The following is a 17,309-nucleotide window of genomic DNA, read 5'->3' as shown; positions in this document are numbered from 1 at the left end:
AATCATAAGCAGCTTCTATAAGCTCCTGATGTAAAAATGGCCCGATGACGACTCGATCTTCGGCAGCTGGGCCGGGCGCGGGCGGACCTGACGCGGACGGACCTGACGCGGGTGGAGCTGACCCGGGCGGGCCGGACGTGGGCGAGGTTGATCTGCTGCGCACCGTGACCAGCTTCGACCGCCTGCTGCGGCTGCTGCGCCGGCTCACCACCCCGGACGGGTTGAGCCTGACGGCGGCCTCCACGCTGTACCGGCTGGAGGAGTTCGGTGCACAGCGGATCTCCGACCTGGCCGTCGCCGAAGGGGTGACCCAGCCCGGGATGACCCAACTGGTCACCCGGCTGGAACGGGACGGGCTGGCCGAGCGGCGCGGCGACCAGGGCGATCGGCGGGTGGTGGCGGTCGCGATCACCCAGGCGGGACGCGAACTCGTGCTCCGCCGTCGTCGCGCCCGCGCCACGACGCTGTCCCACCTGCTCGACGGACTCTCCGTGCAGGAGCGCGCGGCGATCGAGTTGTCGCTCCGGGTGCTGGACCGACTCGCCGACTCGGCACCGACCTCGTCCAAAGCAGGGAGCGGGACGGAATGACCTCGACGATCGGTACCGCCGACCATCCGCGCTACAAGTGGATCGCCCTGTCGAACACCACCCTCGGCATGCTGCTCGCCACGATCAACTCGTCGATCGTGCTGATCTCGTTGCCGGCGATCTTCAACGGGGTCCACCTGAATCCGCTCGAACCCGGCAACGTCAGCTACCTGCTCTGGATGCTGATGGGATACATGCTGGTCACCGCCGTACTGGTGGTGACACTCGGTCGACTCGGCGACATGTACGGCCGGGTACGCATCTACAACGCCGGCTTCGCGCTGTTCACGATCACGTCGGTCGTACTCTCGCTGGACCCGTTCGACGGTGCCGGCGGCGCGATCTGGCTGATCGGCTGGCGGGTGCTCCAGGCCGTCGGCGGGTCGATGCTGATGGCGAACTCGGCGGCGATCATTACCGACGTCTTCCCCACCAGGCAGCGCGGCACCGCGCTCGGCATCAACATCGTCGCCGGCATCGCGGGCTCGTTCCTCGGCCTGGTGCTCGGCGGGCTGCTCGCCGAGTGGAACTGGCGCTCGATCTTCTGGGTCAACGTGCCGATCGGCCTCGTCGGCACCGTGTGGGCGTACCGGTCGCTGCGGGAGAGCCGGGTACGGGTCAAGGCGCGGATCGACTGGTGGGGCAACCTCACCTTCGCCGTCGGGCTGACCGCGCTGCTCGCCGGCATCACGTACGGGATCCAGCCGTACGGCGGGCACACGATGGGTTGGACGAACCCGTGGGTGCTGACCGGGCTGCTCGGCGGGACCGCCGTACTCATCCTGTTCTGCGTGATCGAGAGTCGGGTGGCGGAACCGATGTTCCCGCTGCACCTGTTCCGGATCGCCGCCTTCGCCGGTGGCAACGCCGCCAGCCTGCTCGGCTCGATCGCCCGGGGCGGACTCCAGTTCATGCTGATCATCTGGTTACAGGGCATCTGGCTGCCGTTGCACGGCTACAACTACGAGCAGACCCCGCTCTGGGCCGGCATCTACCTGCTTCCGCTCACCATCGGCTTCCTCGCCGCCGGCCCGCTCGCCGGCGCGCTCTCCGACCGGTTCGGCGCGCGACTCTTCGCCGCCAGTGGGCTGCTGGTGATGGCCGCCTCCTTCGCCGGCCTGCTGCTCATCCCGAGCGACTTCAGCTACTGGGTCTTCGCCGCGCTGGTCTTCCTGAACGGTCTCGGTGGCGGCCTCTTCGCCGCACCGAACACCGCGATGATCATGTCGAGCGTGCCGGCCCGGCTGCGCGGCGCGGCGTCCGGGATGCGGGCGACCTTCCAGAACGCCGGCATGGTGCTCTCGATCGGCGTCTTCTTCTCGCTGATGGTCGCCGGGCTGGCCAGGTCGCTCCCGCAGACCCTGGAGTCCGGGCTGACCGCGCAGGGCGTACCGGATGCGGCCGCGCACTCCATCGCCGGGCTACCACCCGTCGGTACGCTCTTCGCCGCCTTCCTCGGCTACAACCCGATCCAGCAGCTGCTCGGCCCGGAGATCCTGGACGCGTTGCCGGCCGCGAACGTGCACACGCTGATCGGCCGGGAGTTCTTCCCCAACCTGATCTCGATGCCCTTCCACGACGGGCTGACGATCGTGTTCTGGCTCGCCATCGCGATGGCGGTGGTCGGCGCGGTGGCCTCGCTGCTCACCCCGAAGGCCCGGCCGGGCGGCCCGGACGACGGCGGCAGTAGCTGACATTCGCGAAACTGCCCGGTTCCGTCCGCAACGGAACCAGCGGATTTTCCGAACCGGCGAGCGAGCCGGGCGCGCCCTGCGGGTCGAGATGCGCTGCCGGGTCATCCTTTTCAGGGGACATGCGAAACGGCCCGCCAGATGTTCTCTGACGGGCCGTTCACTGTGGTAGCGGGGACAGGATTTGAACCTGCGACCTCTGGGTTATGAGCCCAGCGAGCTACCGAGCTGCTCCACCCCGCGTCGCCTGATGAACCATAGCCCAACCGCGACGGAAGTCCAACTTCAAGATCGCCCCCGTCCGGCTGCGCCCCCGGAACCCGGCCGCAACCTTCGGCATCTTCCACCAACCGGTGATCGTACGCCTACCGTGCGGAGTCCGCCGGCGTTACGCCGTACCCACTGAAAGCAAAAACCCGGCCCCACCTGGGACCGGGTTTTAACCTGGTATTTCTTTGTAGCGGGGACAGGATTTGAACCTGCGACCTCTGGGTTATGAGCCCAGCGAGCTACCGAGCTGCTCCACCCCGCGTCGACTCATTAACACTAGCGCACACCGGTCAGCCCCACCAAAACGGGGGTGAGTTACCCGGCGGCGGCCATCTCGCCGCCGCCGGTCAACTCGCAAACCAGCAGCTCAGCCGCCTGGTGACCCGGCCGGCGGGCTCGGCGTACCGCCGCTCGCCGCCGGTGACCCGGCAGGCGTCGGATTCGGTGCCGCTCCGCCCCCGCTCCCCTGTGCCGTCTGGAACTCCGTCATCGCCTCGTCCAGCGCCTTCAACGCCCGGCCGTACCGCTCGAAGTCGCCCGACGTCTGCGCGGCCTTGACCTCGTCGATCGCGGCCTGAACCTTGGTCGCGGCGGCGGCCAGCGCCGGCGTCAACGGCGGCGGAGTGTCCGACGACGGTGTCGGGGTGGGAGTCGCCCCGGGATTCTCGTTCGTAGGCGGTGGCGTGGTCGGTGGCGTCTCCGCACCGGCCTTCCTGCCCAGCTCGACGAGCTGTTTTATGCCGTCCTCCAGGCTGTTGGCCAGTACGACGTACTGGCCTCCGTCGCCGTACGAGATCAGCACCCGTTGCAGCAGTGGATAGGCGTTCGTCTGGTTGCTCTTCACGTACACCGGCTCTACGTAGAGCATCCCGTCGCCGAAGGGCAGCGAGAGCAGGTTGCCGTACTGCACCTGGGCCTGGTTGGAGGTCAACAGGTTCAGTTCCTGCCGGATGTTCGCGTTGTTGGTCATCTTCTGGTGCACCTGAACGGGCCCGGAGACCGCCGTCTGATCGGGCAGTTCCAGCACCTCCAACCGGGGCTGGCCGTTCAGGTACGACCCGCTGATCAGTGCCGCCAGGTTCTGCCGGCCCGCCGGGGTGACCGCCGAGGTGAGCTGGAACCGCGGTTCCGCCTGCCCGGGAAGCTGGGTGAAGAGGTAGTACGGCGGCTGCTTCTCGTTGCTGTCCGGGGCGTCCGGGACGTTCGGCACCTCCCAGAAGTCCTGTCCCGAGAAGAACTCCGACGAGTCGGTGACGTGGAACCGGGACAGCAGGTTGCGCTGCACCTTGAACAGGTCGGCGGGGTAACGGAAGTGCGCCGCCAGGTCGGCCGGGATCTCCGCCTTGGGGGTCACCAGGTCGCCGCCGAACGCCTTGTTCCAGGCCTTCAGCACCGGGTCGGACTCGTCGAACTCGTAGAGCTTCACCGTGCCGTCGTACGCGTCGACGGTGGCCTTCACCGAGTTCCGGATGTAGTTGACGTCCTCCCGGGCGAGTTCGAAGGTGCCGAGCCCGGTCAGTTCGTCGGCGGTCTGCTCCTGGAGGTTCACCTGCTCGGCGTACGGGTAGGTGGCCGCCGTGGTGTAGCCGTCGACGATCCACTGGACCCGACCGCCGACCACCGCCGGGTACGGGTCGCCGTCCAGGGTGAGGAACGGCGCGACCTTCTCCACCCGCTCCCGCGGGTTACGCACGTAGAGCAGCTTGGAGTCGTCGTTCACCGCGCCGGAGAGGACGAAGTTCGGCTCCTGCTCCTTGATCGCGTAGAGCAGCCGCCGGCCGAACGAGCCGATCTCCACCCCGCCGGTGCCGGTGTAGGTGTAGTACTGCTCGCCACCTTCCCGGCCGGTCGGACGGTCGAACTCGACCGGGTTCTGCCCCTCGGGCCGACCGACGATCGCGTAGTCGCTGCCGTCCATCTGCTCGCCGTAGTAGATCCGGGGCTGGGTGGCCGGGATGGTCTCGGTCGCCGAGGAGCACGCCTCCTCGGTCCGTTCACCGAGGAAGCCGGAGACGAAGAACGGCTGGCCACCGCAGACCACCTGGTTGGCCGGCGCGCCGACCAGGCCGTACCCGTGGGTGAAGACCGTGTGCCGGTTGATCCAGTTGCTCTGCTGCGGGGTCAGCTCCAGGTAGTTGATCTCGCGCATGCCGACGACGTAGTCCTGGGTCTCGCCGTTGATCTGGTACCGGTCGATGTCCAGCTTCGGGCCGAAGTCGTAGAAGCCCCGGACCTGCTGGAGCTGGGTGTACGTCTCGGAGACCAGTTGCGGGTCCAGCAGCCGGATGTTCGGCACCACCGACTTGTCGGTGGCCAGCGTCGCGGGCGGCTTGAGGTTGGCCGCGTTGTACGGCGACATCGCGGTGCCGGCGATCCCGAAGGCGTCCCGGGTGGCCGTGATGCTGCGCTCGATGTAGGCCGCTTCCTTGTCCCGCACGCTCGGCTTGACCTCGAAGGTCTGCACCGCCCACGGGTAGATGCCGCCGATCGCCACGGCCGAGATGCCGAGCAGGGCCAGGGAGATCCCGGGCCAGACCAGGTTCCGCATCACGGCGTTGGAGAAGACGATGATCGCGACGGCGACCACGATCGAGATGTACGCCAGGATCTCCTTCGCCGGCAGCAACGCGTTGATGTCGGCGTAGCCGGCGCCGTAGAGGTTGACGCCCTCGTTGAACTCCAGCAGCATGGCCCGCCGGTCGAGGACGTACGCGATCGCCTTGAGCAGGACGAATACCGCGACGAGCGAGGTCAGGTGGGCGCGGGCGGCGGTGCTCATCCGGTCCCCGACGCCCTGGAGCCGTACGCCGCCGAAGATGTAGTGCATCGCCAGCGCGCCGACCACGGCCAGCACCACGGCGGTGAAGCCGATGCCGAGCAGATACCGCAGGAACGGGAACTGGAATACGTAGAAGCCAATGTCGATCTTGAACTCGGGATCTTCCACCCCGAAGTCCTGCGCGTTCCGGAACAGCATCCACTGGCCCCACCGGGTCTGCGCGGAAAGGCCGGCGAAGAGTCCGACGATCACGCCGACCGCGGCGAGCCAGGTTCCGATCCGCGGTGCCAGCACCGACCGGTAGCGTTCCAGCGTCACCTGCTCCGGCGAGTTCGGCCGGAGCACCGGCCGCAGCCGGTAGGCCAGCCACATGTTGCCGCCGACCAGCAGGGCCATCGCCAGCCCGACCGCGAGGAAGAGCATGATCCGGGTGACCAGCACCCCGGAGAAGACCCCGGTGTAGTTGACCTCTTCGAACCAGAGCCAGTCGGTCCAGGCCTGGACGCCCCAACCGAGCAGGGTGAGAAGCAGAAACACCCCGAGGAGTACGCCCACCGTGACGCGACCGCGCCGGCTCATTCTTGGTAGGGGGCTGCTACGCATAACCACTGTTGGCTCCGCACGTTCGGAAATGACCGGCTCTGATCAGGCACCCAGACTACGGGGTATTCCTGAGTGTGATCGGCCCCGGTCAGCCGAACCCGCAATGACGGTTCGGCCGACCGTGCACTCCGGTCGCGACCGGCCTGGTCGCGGAACGCGTCGACCTCGGAACAACGGGTCAACAGCGCGGCGGTTGGCCGCCAGCCCGGATCGTCTCCAGTGCGGACAGAGCCTCGTCGAGGGTGCCCACCCGAGCCATCGGCAATCCTGACTGTGCGTTACGAACTGCTTCCTCACAGTTGTCGGCCGGTACGAGAAAGTACTTCGCACCCGCGTGCTTCGCGCCGACCAGTTTCTGCGGGATGCCGCCGATCGGACCGACCGCACCCTCGTCGTTGATCGTGCCGGTGCCCGCGATGATCTTTCCGCCGGTCAGGTCGTCGGACCTGATCTTGTCGATGATGCCGAGCGCGAACATCAGTCCGGCGCTCGGGCCACCGATGTCGCCCAGGTCGATCTTCAGCTCGAACGGGTGCGGCTGCTTCTGCTCGATCTCGACACCGATCCGGGGCGGGCCGTTGTCGGCGGACGCGCTGGTGACGGTCGCGGTGGCCGGTGTGCCGTCCCGGGTGTAGCCGACCACCAGCGGTGAGCCCGCCGGTCGACTCCGAATGAGATCGGTGAGCGTGGTCGCGGTGGGCACCGGCTTGTTGTCGACCGTGGTGAGCACGTCGCCGACCTTCAGGATCCCGTCCGAGGGCGCGCCCGGGGTGACGTTCTTGACCACCACCTGCACCGGGTAGCCGAGTTCACGCAGCGCCGCGGTCTCGGCACTGGTCTGCGAGGCGGCGAAGTCCTCCGCGTTGCGCTTGTCGACCTGCTGTTCGCTCTGACCGGGCGGGTAGATCAGCTCGTACGGCACCACCGCCTCGTCCGAGGAGAACCAGCCGGCGATCGCGGACAACAGCTTGACGTCGGGCTGTACGCCGACGGTGGTAAGCCGGAGTTGCCCCGCCGACGTCGAGGTCTCGGTGCCGGACACCTGGATCACCTCTTTGTCGTCCTGCCGGCCGAGGGTGTCCACCGTCGGCCCGGGACCGAGCACGACGTACGGAATGGGGGCGGCGAGCACACCGATACTGAGCAGGGCGGTGATCACCGCGCCGAGCAGAACCGTGACACCGCGACGTCTCATACGCGGAAGCGTACCGAGCCACCGCCTCCGGTCCGGCACCTGAACCCAGGTTCGCCCACGGCGTGACACCTGGGCGGGCATCTCGCCCCCCGGCGCGCGTACCGTGGACGCGTGCCTGATATTCCGTTCGGCTTCGCCCTGCCGGGTGGCCAGCCGCCCGACCCCAACGACCCGCAGCAGATGCAGCAGTTCATGGCGCAACTGCAGCAACTGCTCGCCGCGCCGGGCAGCGGTCCCGTGAACTGGGACCTGGCCCGCCAGGTCGCGGCCAGCCAGCTCTCCTCCGCCGGTGATCCGGCGGTGACGCCGTACGAGCGCAACGCCGTCGAGGAGGCGCTCCGGCTGGCCGACCTGTGGCTCGACCCCACCTCGGCGCACCCGTCCGGGATCCGTACCTCGGTCGCCTGGAACCGCAACGAGTGGATCTTCAAGACCCTCGACGTGTGGCGCAAGCTCTGCGACCCGGTGGCCGGCCGGATGGTGGCCGCCATGGGTGACCTGGTGCCGCCGGAGGCCCGGTCGCAGCTCGGGCCGATGCAGTCCATGCTCACCACGCTCGGCGGCGCCCTGTTCGGTGGTCAGCTCGGCCAGGCGCTCGGCTCGCTGGCCGCCGAGGTCCTCTCGGCCGGCGACATCGGCCTGCCGCTCGGTCCCGCCGGTACGGCCGCGCTGGTGCCGGCCAACATCAGGGCGTACGGCGAGGGTCTCGAACTTCCGGAGGACGAGGTACGCCTCTACGTCGCCCTGCGTGAGGCCGCGCACCAGCGGCTCTTCCAGCACGTCTCCTGGCTGCGCGGACACGTACTGACCTCCGTGGAGGTGTACGCCGCCGGGATCACGGTGAACCGGGAGGCGATCGAGGAGGCGATGGGCCGGCTCGACCCGACGAACCCGGAATCGATGCAGACGCTGGCGATGGAGGGCATCTTCACGCCGGAGGACACCCCGGCGCAGAAGGCGTCGCTGACCCGGCTGGAGACCGCGCTCGCCCTGGTCGAGGGATGGGTGTGCCACGTCGTGGACAGCGCCGCCGCCGAGCGGCTGCCGAACGTGAACCGCCTCGGCGAGGCGTTCCGCCGCCGCCGGGCCGCCGGAGGTCCCGCGGAGCAGACGTTCGCGGCGCTGGTCGGACTGGAACTGCGGCCCCGCCGGCTACGCGAGGCGGCGGCGCTGTGGGCGGCACTCACCGAGCACCGGGGCATCGCCGGGCGGGACGCCCTCTGGGGCCACCCGGACCTGCTGCCGGCCGAGGAGGACTTCGCGGATCCGGAGACCTTCGCCCGGTCCCAGCTCGATCTCGGCGATCTGGGCGACTTCGACTTCGGCGGGCCCGCCCCGGACCCCGGCAAGCCCGACTCCGAGCCCGGCACACCCGACTCGAAGCCCGAGTAGTCGGCTCGGCGGACCCGATCGGCTCAGCGCCGCCGGGCCGGCTCAGCCGCCGAGTAGCACCCGGGTGGTCTCCCAGCCCTCGACGGCCGGGTCGAGGGCGGCGAGGTCGGCCGGCTCCCGGAGCCGGCGCCAGCCCGGGGTCACCGCCACCTCCGCCGGTCGGGGCGCGGCGGCACGCACCAGGCCGACGTCGGCGGTGTCCAGGTCCACCTCCGGCAGCCAGTCCGGCGCCGGTAGCCGGGCGGCCATCCCGAGCAGCCCGGGACCCGGTCCGAGCGCCGGGGCGATCGCGACGGTACGGCTGGTCAGCGGGCGCAGGAGCTTGCCGATGACCAGGCCGGGGATGTCGGGCGCGTCGGCGACGAGGACGGCCGCCTGGTCGTAGCCGTCCTCGGTCGCGGCGGCGAGTGCGGCGCCGACGCGGTTGGTCGGCAGGTCGTACACGGGCATGCCGGGCCAGGCGACGGCGTCCGCCAGGGCGCGGTCGGCGGGGGTGGCGCCGATCGCGGGTTCGACCTCGTTCAGGGTGGCGACCAGGTCGACCACGTCCTCGGCCAGCGCGGCACGCCACCGGGCCGGGTCGGTCCCCGGCGGCGTCCAGACGACAGGTCCGAGCATCACCACGATCACACGGCGGGCCACCCGCCGACCCTAGCCGACCCCCGGGACCCGATCGCCGACCCGGCCGACCCGACCTGACCTGACCCGATCGGTCGGTCGGTCGACCCGATTCCGGCCGGCGCCTCAGTCGGTCAGTTCGATCCCGGCCGCCGCAGCCACCCCTTCCAGGTAGCCCCGGGCCCGCTCCGCCTTCGGATAGCGCCCGACCAGGGCCCAGAACCGCGCGTTGTGGCTCGGCACGACCAGGTGGGCCAGTTCGTGCAGCAGGACGTAGTCGATCACCCAGTCCGGCATCTCCTGGATCCGGTGCGAGATCCGAATGGTCCGGTCGGCGGGCGTACACGAACCCCACCGACCGTTCTGGTTCGTCACCCACCGGACGCTGGCCGGCACCGCGACCCGACCGTGCTCACTCAGATATCGGTCGATCAGTCGACGGGACCGGATCAACAACTCCTCGTCGGACCGGCCGAGCCGCTCCTCCCGGGCCGCGAGCCGGGCGAGCATCCGGTCCACCCACTCGCTCTCCTCGGCTCGGGAGAACTGATCGGGAATGAGGACCACGACGCGCTCGCCGTCCCGGTAGGCGGACACCGTCCGGCGCCGGCGCTGACTGCGCCGTACCTCGACGACCGGCTTGCGCAATCCAGCCATTACCGGCCCGCGCCGCCCCGGGTTTCGTTCACGATGGAAAACTAATGCTTAGTGACCAGGTCACCGCAAGAGTCAACGCACAGATAGTCGCCGGAAAAATACCGGTTGGCGGCGACCCGTCCGGAAAAAATTCATTGCGGTGATCGCTTAGCGACCCCTCGCCGGCCGCCGAGCCCCGCTCCGACCGCGCTCCGGCGGTACGTCCGAGCAACGGTAAACGATCATGTTGGACCGCGCCCACCCGGCCCTTGATCAGCGATTCGATGTGGTTCATCCGGCGTGTCCCTGCGAAACTGACTTATCCGACCTATTCCGGCATGCACACTCTGATCGTCGGCTTCCTCACAGTGTCGACACATCGCTGACATGGAACTGCCCAGACCTGGGTAGGGTCCGCGGACCGGCGGTCACAGTGGTGGCCGTGGAGAAACCCCAGCGCTGGCGCCTACGTGGCCCGCCGCCGGGCGCCCGTCAGGCTCGCGAGAGCCGGCGGAATAGACGAGGAGGGGCACCGTGGCCGAAAAGGCCCAGACTTACAACGGGTACTGCGTCAAGTGCAAGGAGAAGCGTGACTTCGAGGGCAACGTCGAGGTTTCCAAGACGGGCATGAACATGGCCAAGGGCAAGTGCCCGGTCTGTGGCACCACCGTCAACCGGATCCTGGGCAAGGCCAAGGTCTGACCATCGACGAACACGCAATCTGCGGGAAGGGGTGGCCTGGCGCCACCCCTTCCCGCTTTCCGCTGTCGCGCTGCGGACACCAACCGTGATGTCCGCGCGACGACAGAAGTTACCCATCAGTTGTGGATAACTGGCCCAATCCTGTGGATAGACCAGTGCACAGCGCTCGTACGCTGTGGACAACGGCCGGCGAGCCGCAGCCGTTCGGTGACACCGTGTCGCTCCATGACCCGGATCCCGCTGCCCCGCCCCACCCTGCTGCCCGGCCTCGCCCGACTCTGGCGCGACCGGCACACCCTGCAACTCGGCCTCGATCCACACCGCGCGGTCCTGCTAGAGGTCGCCAATCCGGCCGCCGCCCGACTGCTCGACCTGCTCGACGGCACCCGTAGCGAACGGGCCGTCCTCGAACACGCCGTCACGATCAATGTGACTCCGGACGACGCCCGTACGCTGATCGACACCCTGCGGGCGGCCGGCCTGGTGGTGGCCGCGCACACCCTGCTCCCCACCGACCTGCCCGAGCCGGCCCGGCAACGGCTCTCCGCCGAGGCGGCGGCCCTCGCGTTGCGCGGACCGGACACGCCCGGAACCCCCGCCCAACTGCTCCGGCGTCGGGCCGCGGCCCGGGTGGTGGTGACCGGTCAGGGCCGGCTCGGCCCGCCGGTGGCGGTCACCCTGGCCCAGTCCGGGATCGGACAGGTGCACCCCGACCTGCGCGGTCACGTCGTACCGGCGGACACCGTCGGCGGCGGCCTGCTGGCCAGCGACGTACGCCGGCCGCGCGCCGTCGCCGTCGCGGACGCGATCGCCCGGTCCGTGCCCGGCACCGACACCCGACCGGTCCGGCGCGGCCAGGCCGACCTGGTGATCCAGGTGGGTACGGACCGACCCGCCGAACTGCTCGCCGCCGGGTACGCCCAACGTCGGCAGGCGCACCTGCTGCTGGGCCTGCGCGACGGCACACCCGTCGTCGGTCCACTGGTCCGCTCCACCGGCTCGCCCTGCCTCAACTGTCTCGACCTGCATCGCCAGGATCGGGACCCGGGCTGGCCCGGACTCGCCGCCCAGTTGGCGGTCGACGACGCGCCGGAACCCTGCCTGACCGCGACCCTGATCGCGGCGGTCGGGTACGCGACGGCCGAGGTGCTCGCCTTTCTCGACGGCGCGGCACCGGAGACGGTGGGCGGCACGGTGGAGATCACCGGTCCCGGCCGGGTACGCCGAAGAACCTGGCCCCCGCACCCACGGTGCGGCTGCGGGCCCCGCCGTCGACCGGCGGCCCGACGCACGACCCGGTCGGAGACCTGACGGGGCCGGATGTCAGGAACAAGAGCGGCAGTCGGGTCGAAGTGTGGCAGACCCGCCGGATCAGGGCGGAAATGCGTACCGGGCGTGGGCCGTCGACATCGGCCCGGGGTGGCAGCCGAGGGGACGGAAGCGTCCTTTCTTCCCCGGATAGCGCCCGAAGTTGCCCCGGCGAGCGGAGGACGTGGCCGGAGCCACCCGGCGACGGCGGTCGGGACACCGTCGCGTCGGTAACAATGATCTGGTGACCGACATCCCGCGCCGGGCCGTGTCCCGGACCGCCAAGCTCGCCGCTCTGCCACTCGGCTTCGCTGGCCGGACCGTACTGGGCATGGGGAAGCGGGTCACCGGACTGGCCTCCGAGGTGATCTCGAACGAGATCCAGCAGCGCACCGCCGAGCAGCTGTTCAGCGTGCTGGGCCAGCTCAAGGGCGGTGCGATGAAGTTCGGGCAGGCGCTGTCGGTCTTCGAGGCCGCGCTGCCCGAGGAGATCGCCGCGCCGTACCGGCAGGCCCTGACCAAGCTCCAGGAGTCGGCGCCCCCGCTGCCCGCCGCCAGCGTGCACAAGGTGCTCGCCGAGCAGCTCGGGCCGGACTGGCGGTCGTACTTCCTCGAGTTCGACGACAAGCCGGCCGCCGCCGCGAGCATCGGGCAGGTGCACCGGGCGATCTGGAAGACGGAGGCGCCCCCCGCGCTGACCGGACGGCGGCGGACCGCGAAGTCGACGGCCGCCCGAGCCGCCGCTCCGGCGCCGACGGGTCGGCCGGTGGCGGTCAAGGTGCAGTACCCGGGAGCCGGTCCCGCGCTGCTGTCGGACCTGAAGCAGCTCTCCCGGCTCGGCACGATGTTCCGGGCCATCCAGCCCGGCCTGGACATCAAGCCCCTGCTCAGCGAGCTGCGGGAGCGGATCAGCGAGGAACTCGACTACGAGCTGGAGGCGGAGTCGCAGCGGGCGTTCGCCGCCGCGTACGCGGGCGACCCGGAGATCTTCGTCCCCGAGGTGGTCGCGGCGGCGCCCCGGGTACTGGTCACGGACTGGGTCGAGGGCACCCCGCTCTCGGCGATCATCAACTCCGGTACCGAGGCCGAGCGCAACCAGGCCGGCCGGCTCATGGCCACCCTGCACTTCTCGGCGCCGATGCGGGCCGGGCTGTTGCACGCCGACCCGCATCCGGGGAACTTCCGGCTGCTGCCGGACGGACGGCTCGGAGTGATCGACTTCGGTGCGGTGGCCCGGCTGCCCGGCGGGCACCCGGAGCCGATCGGCCGGCTGGTCCGGCTGGCGCTGGCCGGCGACGCCGACGCGGTGGTCGCGGGACTGCGCGAGGAGGGCTTCATCAAGGCCGACTCCCGGATCGACGCCCAGGCCGTGCTCGACTTCCTGATGCCGATCCTGCAACCACTCTCGGTCGAGGAGTTCCGCTTCACCCGGGCCTGGCTGCGGGTCGAGGCGGGTCGGCTGGCCAATCCGAAGTCCCCGGCGTACCAGCTGAGCCGGCAGCTCAACCTGCCGCCGTCGTACCTGCTGATCCACCGGGTGACCCTCGGCTCGATCGGCGTGCTCTGCCAACTCGAGGCGAAGGCGCCCTATCGCGGCATCGTGGAGCGCTGGCTGCCCGGTTTCGCGCCGGTGCCCTGACCGCCCACCCGAAGAAGGACCTGTCGCGGCGAGTGGATGATCCATCCCGCGCGACAGGTCCTTTTTCGTGAATGTCAGATTCGGTTACCTACCGACGGCTATGTCTGCCGACGGTTACAGACTGCCCAGATCGCGAGCCGCCCGGCGGCGGGCTTCCAGCGCGATGGTTCGGGCGGCTCGGGTTGCCTCAGTGCGCGTGGTGCTACGACCGGCCTGAGGCAGTCGCATTCGAGCCCGGGACAACGCTTCGTGGATGAGTTGCATCCTGGTGACTCCGTTCAGGGTGGGCATAGCGGTGGTGGTCAATCTCGTTACCGCGGGTACCGCGGCGATCGGCGCCGATGCGAGACCGGCGGATGTACGGATCGGGTTCATGTCAGGCCGCCAACCGGACCGCGCTACGCGAACCGGCAAGGCCATCGGCCGCCAGTCGCGCCTGCGCCTCGACCCGCAGCGCGGCGTCCCGAGCGACGTCCTCCTTGCGTGGACGGCCCCGCGGCCGCTTGCGCGGAACAACCGCGCCACGCTCGAAGATCTCGCCGCCCCAGACACCCCACGGCTCGGCCCGCTCCACCGCACCGGCCAGGCACTCGACGCGCAGCGGGCAGTCCCCGCAGAGCGACTTGGCCAGTTCCAGTTCGGCAGGAGAGTCCGAGAACCACAGGTCGGGGTCGAACTTCCGGCAGGGCAGGTTCGCCTCCAGGTCGACGCTCACGTCGAGTGGGGCCAACGCCAGACTCATCACCCGGTCACCTCTCTCTCGTTTCGATCTCGTAGATCGCTGTTCCGACTTGCTTCGGCAGTGCGGAAATAACTAAGGCCGCGGATCCCGGTGTACGGGTTCCGCGGCCTCGAGGTGAGCCGGCTGGTCTGTGTTAGACCGGTCTACCTCGAGGTGGAACCCCGCTGACATCCATCCGCTTAACGCCGACCGGGATGCCATTGCCCGTGAATCCATTGGTCCCTTGACGCTGCGCGGACGCCTGGACCTGAACCAGCTCGGTCTGGGTCAGGACCTGGTGCGACTGCGAGTGCTGGGGGGCGGCTTCGGCCAGGATGCACCCGACCTCTGACACCGGAGCGAGGACAGCAGTCAGCGCCCACGGTCGCGTGGTTAGATACCTCTCCACGGTGGTCACCTCCAGCTCTCTCTCGTCACCAACATCGGATTCATACCCCTCTTGAACAGCCTGAAAGCCGCCGCTCGCGAGGTGTGCCATGAGGTTATTCCTCCCCCAGGCACGAGGGCAAACGATTTACGGCTAAGTTGCAGAACTTTCTTCCGACACTGGTCCGGGGCCCTGCGCGGGGCCCGTCACCCGTCCGTCAGCAGCACGTCGTCGACCCCGGCGCCGGCGACCAACGCGAGCACCGCGTCGCCGTACAGGCCGAGTTTGCGGGGACCGATCCCGGCGATCGCCAGCAACTCCTGCGACCGTGTCGGCCGGCGTTCGGCCAGCGCGACCACCGTGGCGTCGGTGAAGATCACGTAGGCGGGGACCTTCTGCACGGCGGCGACCCGGCTCCGCCAGTCGCGTAGCCGGTCGAGGAGTTCGGTGTCCAGGTCGGACGGGCAGTCCGCGCACCGTCCCAGCTTGCGGTCCGCGCCGGCGAGCAGGGTCGCCCCGCAGATCCGGCACGAGATGATCTGGGTACGTCGACGCTCGGGTTTGCGACCACCGGCACCCGGGGCCTCCGCCGCCCGCGTTCCGCCCGATCGGTCGAACTGCGGCAGGAAGCGGCAGGGGCGCCGGGCCCGACCACCGGGCGAGCGGGCCGAGGCGTACGACAGCCAGAGCCACTCCCGGGCCCGGGTCACGCCGACGTAGAGCAGCCGACGCTCCTCCTCCACCTGCTCGGCGGTCTTCGCATAGCTGGTCGGCAGGGTGCCGTCGGAGAGCCCGACCAGGAACACCGAGTCCCACTCCAGCCCCTTTGCCGAATGCAGCGAGGCCAGCGTCACGCCGTCGACGGTCGGTACGTGCTGCGCGGCGGCCCGACGGCTCAGTTCGGCACAGAAGTCCGCCAGCGACACCGGGCGCTCGACAGTGGCCGCCTCGCCGATCGGCAGTACGACCGGAGTCGAGGCGTACTCCTCGGCGAGCTGGACCAGTGCGGCGAGGGCCTCCCAGCGTTCCCGGGCAGCACCGCCGGGCGGGGGTTGGTCCGGGGCCCAGCCGACGGCGGACAGTGCGTCGACGACCGCCTCGACCAGTGGCGTCTCGCCCGGCGTCGAGCGGGTCGCGACGCGCAACGCGATCAGCGCCTGGCGGATCTCGGTCCGCTCGAAGAACCGTTCGGCGCCCTGGACCTGGTACGCCACCTCCGCCTCGGCCAGCGCCTTCTCGTACGCCTCGGACTGCGCGTTGGTCCGGAACAGGATGGCGATCTCCCGGGCCGGCGTACCGGCGGCGATCAGATCCCGGCAGCGCGCCGCGACGGCGGCGGCCTCGGCCGGCTCGTCGGCGAAGATCCGCAGGTCCGGCTCGGCACCCGGCGGCCGTTGCCCGACCAGTTCCAACCGCAGTCGCGCCTCCGTGCCCCGGGCCTGCCGGATCACCGCGTTGGCCAGCCCGACCACCTGGGGCGTCGAGCGGTAGTCGCGGACCAGCCGGACCACCACCGTGTCCCGGCGCTGCCGGGGAAAGTCGATCAGGTGCGCCGAGGTCGCACCGGTGAACGAGTAGATCGTCTGGCTCGCGTCCCCGACCACGGTCAGGTCGTCCCGGCCACCGAGCCAGGCGTCGAGCAGGCGCTGCTGGAGCGGGTTGACGTCCTGGTACTCGTCGACGACGAAGTGCCGGTACTGGTTCCGGATCTGGTCGCCGACGTCCGGGTGGTCCTCGATCCCCCACACCGCCGCGCGCAGCATGTCCTCGAAGTCGATCACCCCGTTGGCGCGCTTGATCTGCTCGTAGCCGGCGAACACCTCGGCCACCCTGGCCGGGTCGTGCGGGGTCTCCCGGAGCGCCTTGGCCGCCGCCACCACGTACTCCCCGGGCTCGACCAGCGAGGACTTGGCCCACTCGATCTCGCCGGCCAGGTCCCGGGCCGCCGCCCGGTCGGTCCGCAGCCCCACCTTGGCCGCCGCGAGGGTGACCAGGCGGACCTTGCTGTCCAGCAGCTCGGGCATCTCCCGGCCGGAGAGCAGTCGGGACGAGAAGTATCGGACCTGCCGCAGCGCGGCACCGTGGAACGTCCGGGCCTGCACTCCCGGCACGCCGAGGGCGCCGAGCCGGGCCCGCATCTCGGCGGCGGCCCGGGCGGTGAAGGTGACCGCCAGCACGTGCCGGGCGGCGACCTCACCGCTCAACACCCGGTAGGCGATCCGGTGGGTGATCGCCCGGGTCTTGCCGGTGCCGGCGCCGGCCAGGATGCAGACCGGCCCGGCCGGCGCCGTCACCGCGGTGCGCTGTTCGGGATCGAGCCCGGCCAGGATCCGTTCCACGCTTGAGTCAGCCGCCACAGGTAGGAATCATGGCAGCCCCCGCCGACGTTGCACCTTTAGCCTGTGTGATCGACAACCCGTCCGATCCGATGTCCGACCGGGCAAGGACCGGTCGGGCCTGGCCGAGAACGATTGAACACCGCGGAGGTCTCGACGATGTTGACGATGTATTCCACGTCCTGGTGCGGCTACTGCCACCGGCTCAAGTCCCAGTTCGATCGGGAGGGCATCGGGTACGTGGTGGTAGACATCGAGCAGGACCTGGCCGCCGCGGAGTACGTGCAGAGCGTGAACGGCGGGAACCAGACCGTACCGACCGTGCGGTTCGAGGACGGCACGGCGCTGACCAACCCCTCCATCGTCGACGTCAAGAAGCGCCTGGCGGCCCTCGCCGAGAGCTGATCGGGGCACCCGGACGCCGGCCGGATCGCCGGCGTC

At 69.8% G+C, this 17,309-nt stretch carries 14 protein-coding genes and 2 tRNA genes; 7 read left to right on the top strand and 9 right to left on the bottom strand.

All coding sequences use genetic code 11. The annotated features are described in order from the left end of the window. Nucleotides 1–137: 137 nt before the first annotated feature. On the top strand, nt 138–590 hold the full coding sequence (locus tag H4W31_RS13830; RefSeq protein ID WP_318783181.1) for a MarR family winged helix-turn-helix transcriptional regulator: 453 nt from the start codon (nt 138–140) through the stop codon (nt 588–590). After that, the gene (locus H4W31_RS13825) at nt 587–2,284 is read left to right on the top strand and encodes an MFS transporter (RefSeq protein WP_192767033.1); all 1,698 of its coding nucleotides are present in this window, start codon (nt 587–589) and stop codon (nt 2,282–2,284) included. The genes H4W31_RS13830 and H4W31_RS13825 overlap by 4 nt, the downstream gene beginning before the upstream one ends. 163 nt (nt 2,285–2,447) lie before the next feature. Here the strand turns inward: H4W31_RS13825 and H4W31_RS13820 are convergent. The 4 genes from H4W31_RS13820 to H4W31_RS13805 all read right to left on the bottom strand — a co-directional run bounded on the left by H4W31_RS13820 (nt 2,448) and on the right by H4W31_RS13805 (nt 7,128). Next, nucleotides 2,448–2,524 (bottom strand) — tRNA-Met (locus H4W31_RS13820). A gap of 215 nt (nt 2,525–2,739) precedes the next feature. After that, nucleotides 2,740–2,813, bottom strand: a tRNA-Met gene (locus H4W31_RS13815). A 105-nt stretch (nt 2,814–2,918) separates the two neighbouring features. Beyond that, nucleotides 2,919–5,933, bottom strand: a complete 3,015-nt coding sequence (locus H4W31_RS13810; protein ID WP_192767032.1) for a UPF0182 family membrane protein — start codon at nt 5,931–5,933, stop codon at nt 2,919–2,921. Nucleotides 5,934–6,111: 178 nt separating this feature from the next. Next, nucleotides 6,112–7,128 carry a YlbL family protein gene (locus tag H4W31_RS13805; protein ID WP_192767031.1) on the bottom strand — a complete coding sequence of 339 codons (1,017 nt, stop codon included), beginning with the start codon at nt 7,126–7,128 and terminating at the stop codon, nt 6,112–6,114. Nucleotides 7,129–7,308: 180 nt separating this feature from the next. On the opposite strand from H4W31_RS13805, the gene H4W31_RS13800 reads away from it, so the two are divergent. Continuing rightward, a complete protein-coding gene (locus H4W31_RS13800; RefSeq protein WP_192772082.1) occupies nt 7,309–8,520 on the top strand; it encodes a zinc-dependent metalloprotease in 1,212 nt (403 codons plus the stop codon). 42 nt (nt 8,521–8,562) lie between these two features. On the opposite strand, the gene H4W31_RS13795 is transcribed toward H4W31_RS13800, so the two are convergent. The 3 genes from H4W31_RS13795 to H4W31_RS13785 form a co-directional block, all read right to left on the bottom strand. Continuing rightward, nucleotides 8,563–9,162 carry a hypothetical protein gene (locus tag H4W31_RS13795; protein ID WP_192767030.1) on the bottom strand — a complete coding sequence of 200 codons (600 nt, stop codon included), beginning with the start codon at nt 9,160–9,162 and terminating at the stop codon, nt 8,563–8,565. 102 nt (nt 9,163–9,264) lie between these two features. Next, entirely contained in the window at nt 9,265–9,795 is a 531-nt protein-coding gene (locus H4W31_RS13790; protein ID WP_192767029.1) for a M48 metallopeptidase family protein, read from the bottom strand. A gap of 28 nt (nt 9,796–9,823) precedes the next feature. After that, nucleotides 9,824–10,069 (bottom strand): hypothetical protein, encoded by a 246-nt coding sequence (locus H4W31_RS13785; protein WP_192767028.1) that lies wholly within the window; start codon nt 10,067–10,069, stop codon nt 9,824–9,826. Between the two features lie 239 nt (nt 10,070–10,308). On the opposite strand from H4W31_RS13785, the gene H4W31_RS13780 reads away from it, so the two are divergent. The 3 genes from H4W31_RS13780 to H4W31_RS13770 all read left to right on the top strand — a co-directional run bounded on the left by H4W31_RS13780 (nt 10,309) and on the right by H4W31_RS13770 (nt 13,423). After that, entirely contained in the window at nt 10,309–10,476 is a 168-nt protein-coding gene (locus H4W31_RS13780) for a DUF5679 domain-containing protein (RefSeq protein ID WP_165436864.1), read from the top strand. Nucleotides 10,477–10,701: 225 nt separating this feature from the next. Beyond that, the gene (locus H4W31_RS13775; protein WP_192767027.1) at nt 10,702–11,787 is read left to right on the top strand and encodes a hypothetical protein; all 1,086 of its coding nucleotides are present in this window, start codon (nt 10,702–10,704) and stop codon (nt 11,785–11,787) included. A gap of 241 nt (nt 11,788–12,028) precedes the next feature. After that, complete coding sequence (locus H4W31_RS13770; RefSeq protein WP_192767026.1) at nt 12,029–13,423, top strand: ABC1 kinase family protein; 1,395 nt, start codon at nt 12,029–12,031, stop codon at nt 13,421–13,423. Between the two features lie 376 nt (nt 13,424–13,799). Here the strand turns inward: H4W31_RS13770 and H4W31_RS13765 are convergent, their stop codons facing one another. Together H4W31_RS13765 and H4W31_RS13760 are read right to left on the bottom strand one after the other, a co-directional pair. Beyond that, nucleotides 13,800–14,165, bottom strand: a complete 366-nt coding sequence (locus H4W31_RS13765) for a WhiB family transcriptional regulator (RefSeq protein ID WP_192767025.1) — start codon at nt 14,163–14,165, stop codon at nt 13,800–13,802. Between the two features lie 573 nt (nt 14,166–14,738). Beyond that, nucleotides 14,739–16,889 carry an ATP-dependent DNA helicase UvrD2 gene (locus tag H4W31_RS13760; protein ID WP_192767024.1) on the bottom strand — a complete coding sequence of 717 codons (2,151 nt, stop codon included), beginning with the start codon at nt 16,887–16,889 and terminating at the stop codon, nt 14,739–14,741. A gap of 138 nt (nt 16,890–17,027) precedes the next feature. On the opposite strand from H4W31_RS13760, the gene H4W31_RS13755 reads away from it, so the two are divergent. Next, on the top strand, nt 17,028–17,273 hold the full coding sequence (locus H4W31_RS13755) for a mycoredoxin (protein ID WP_192767023.1): 246 nt from the start codon (nt 17,028–17,030) through the stop codon (nt 17,271–17,273). Nucleotides 17,274–17,309 lie beyond the last annotated feature (36 nt).

Source organism: Plantactinospora soyae, assembly GCF_014874095.1.
Classification (GTDB): Bacteria; Actinomycetota; Actinomycetes; order Mycobacteriales; family Micromonosporaceae; genus Plantactinospora; species Plantactinospora soyae.
Note: the sequence above shows the minus strand (reverse complement) of the source record. Positions and strands in the feature narration are given on the sequence as shown.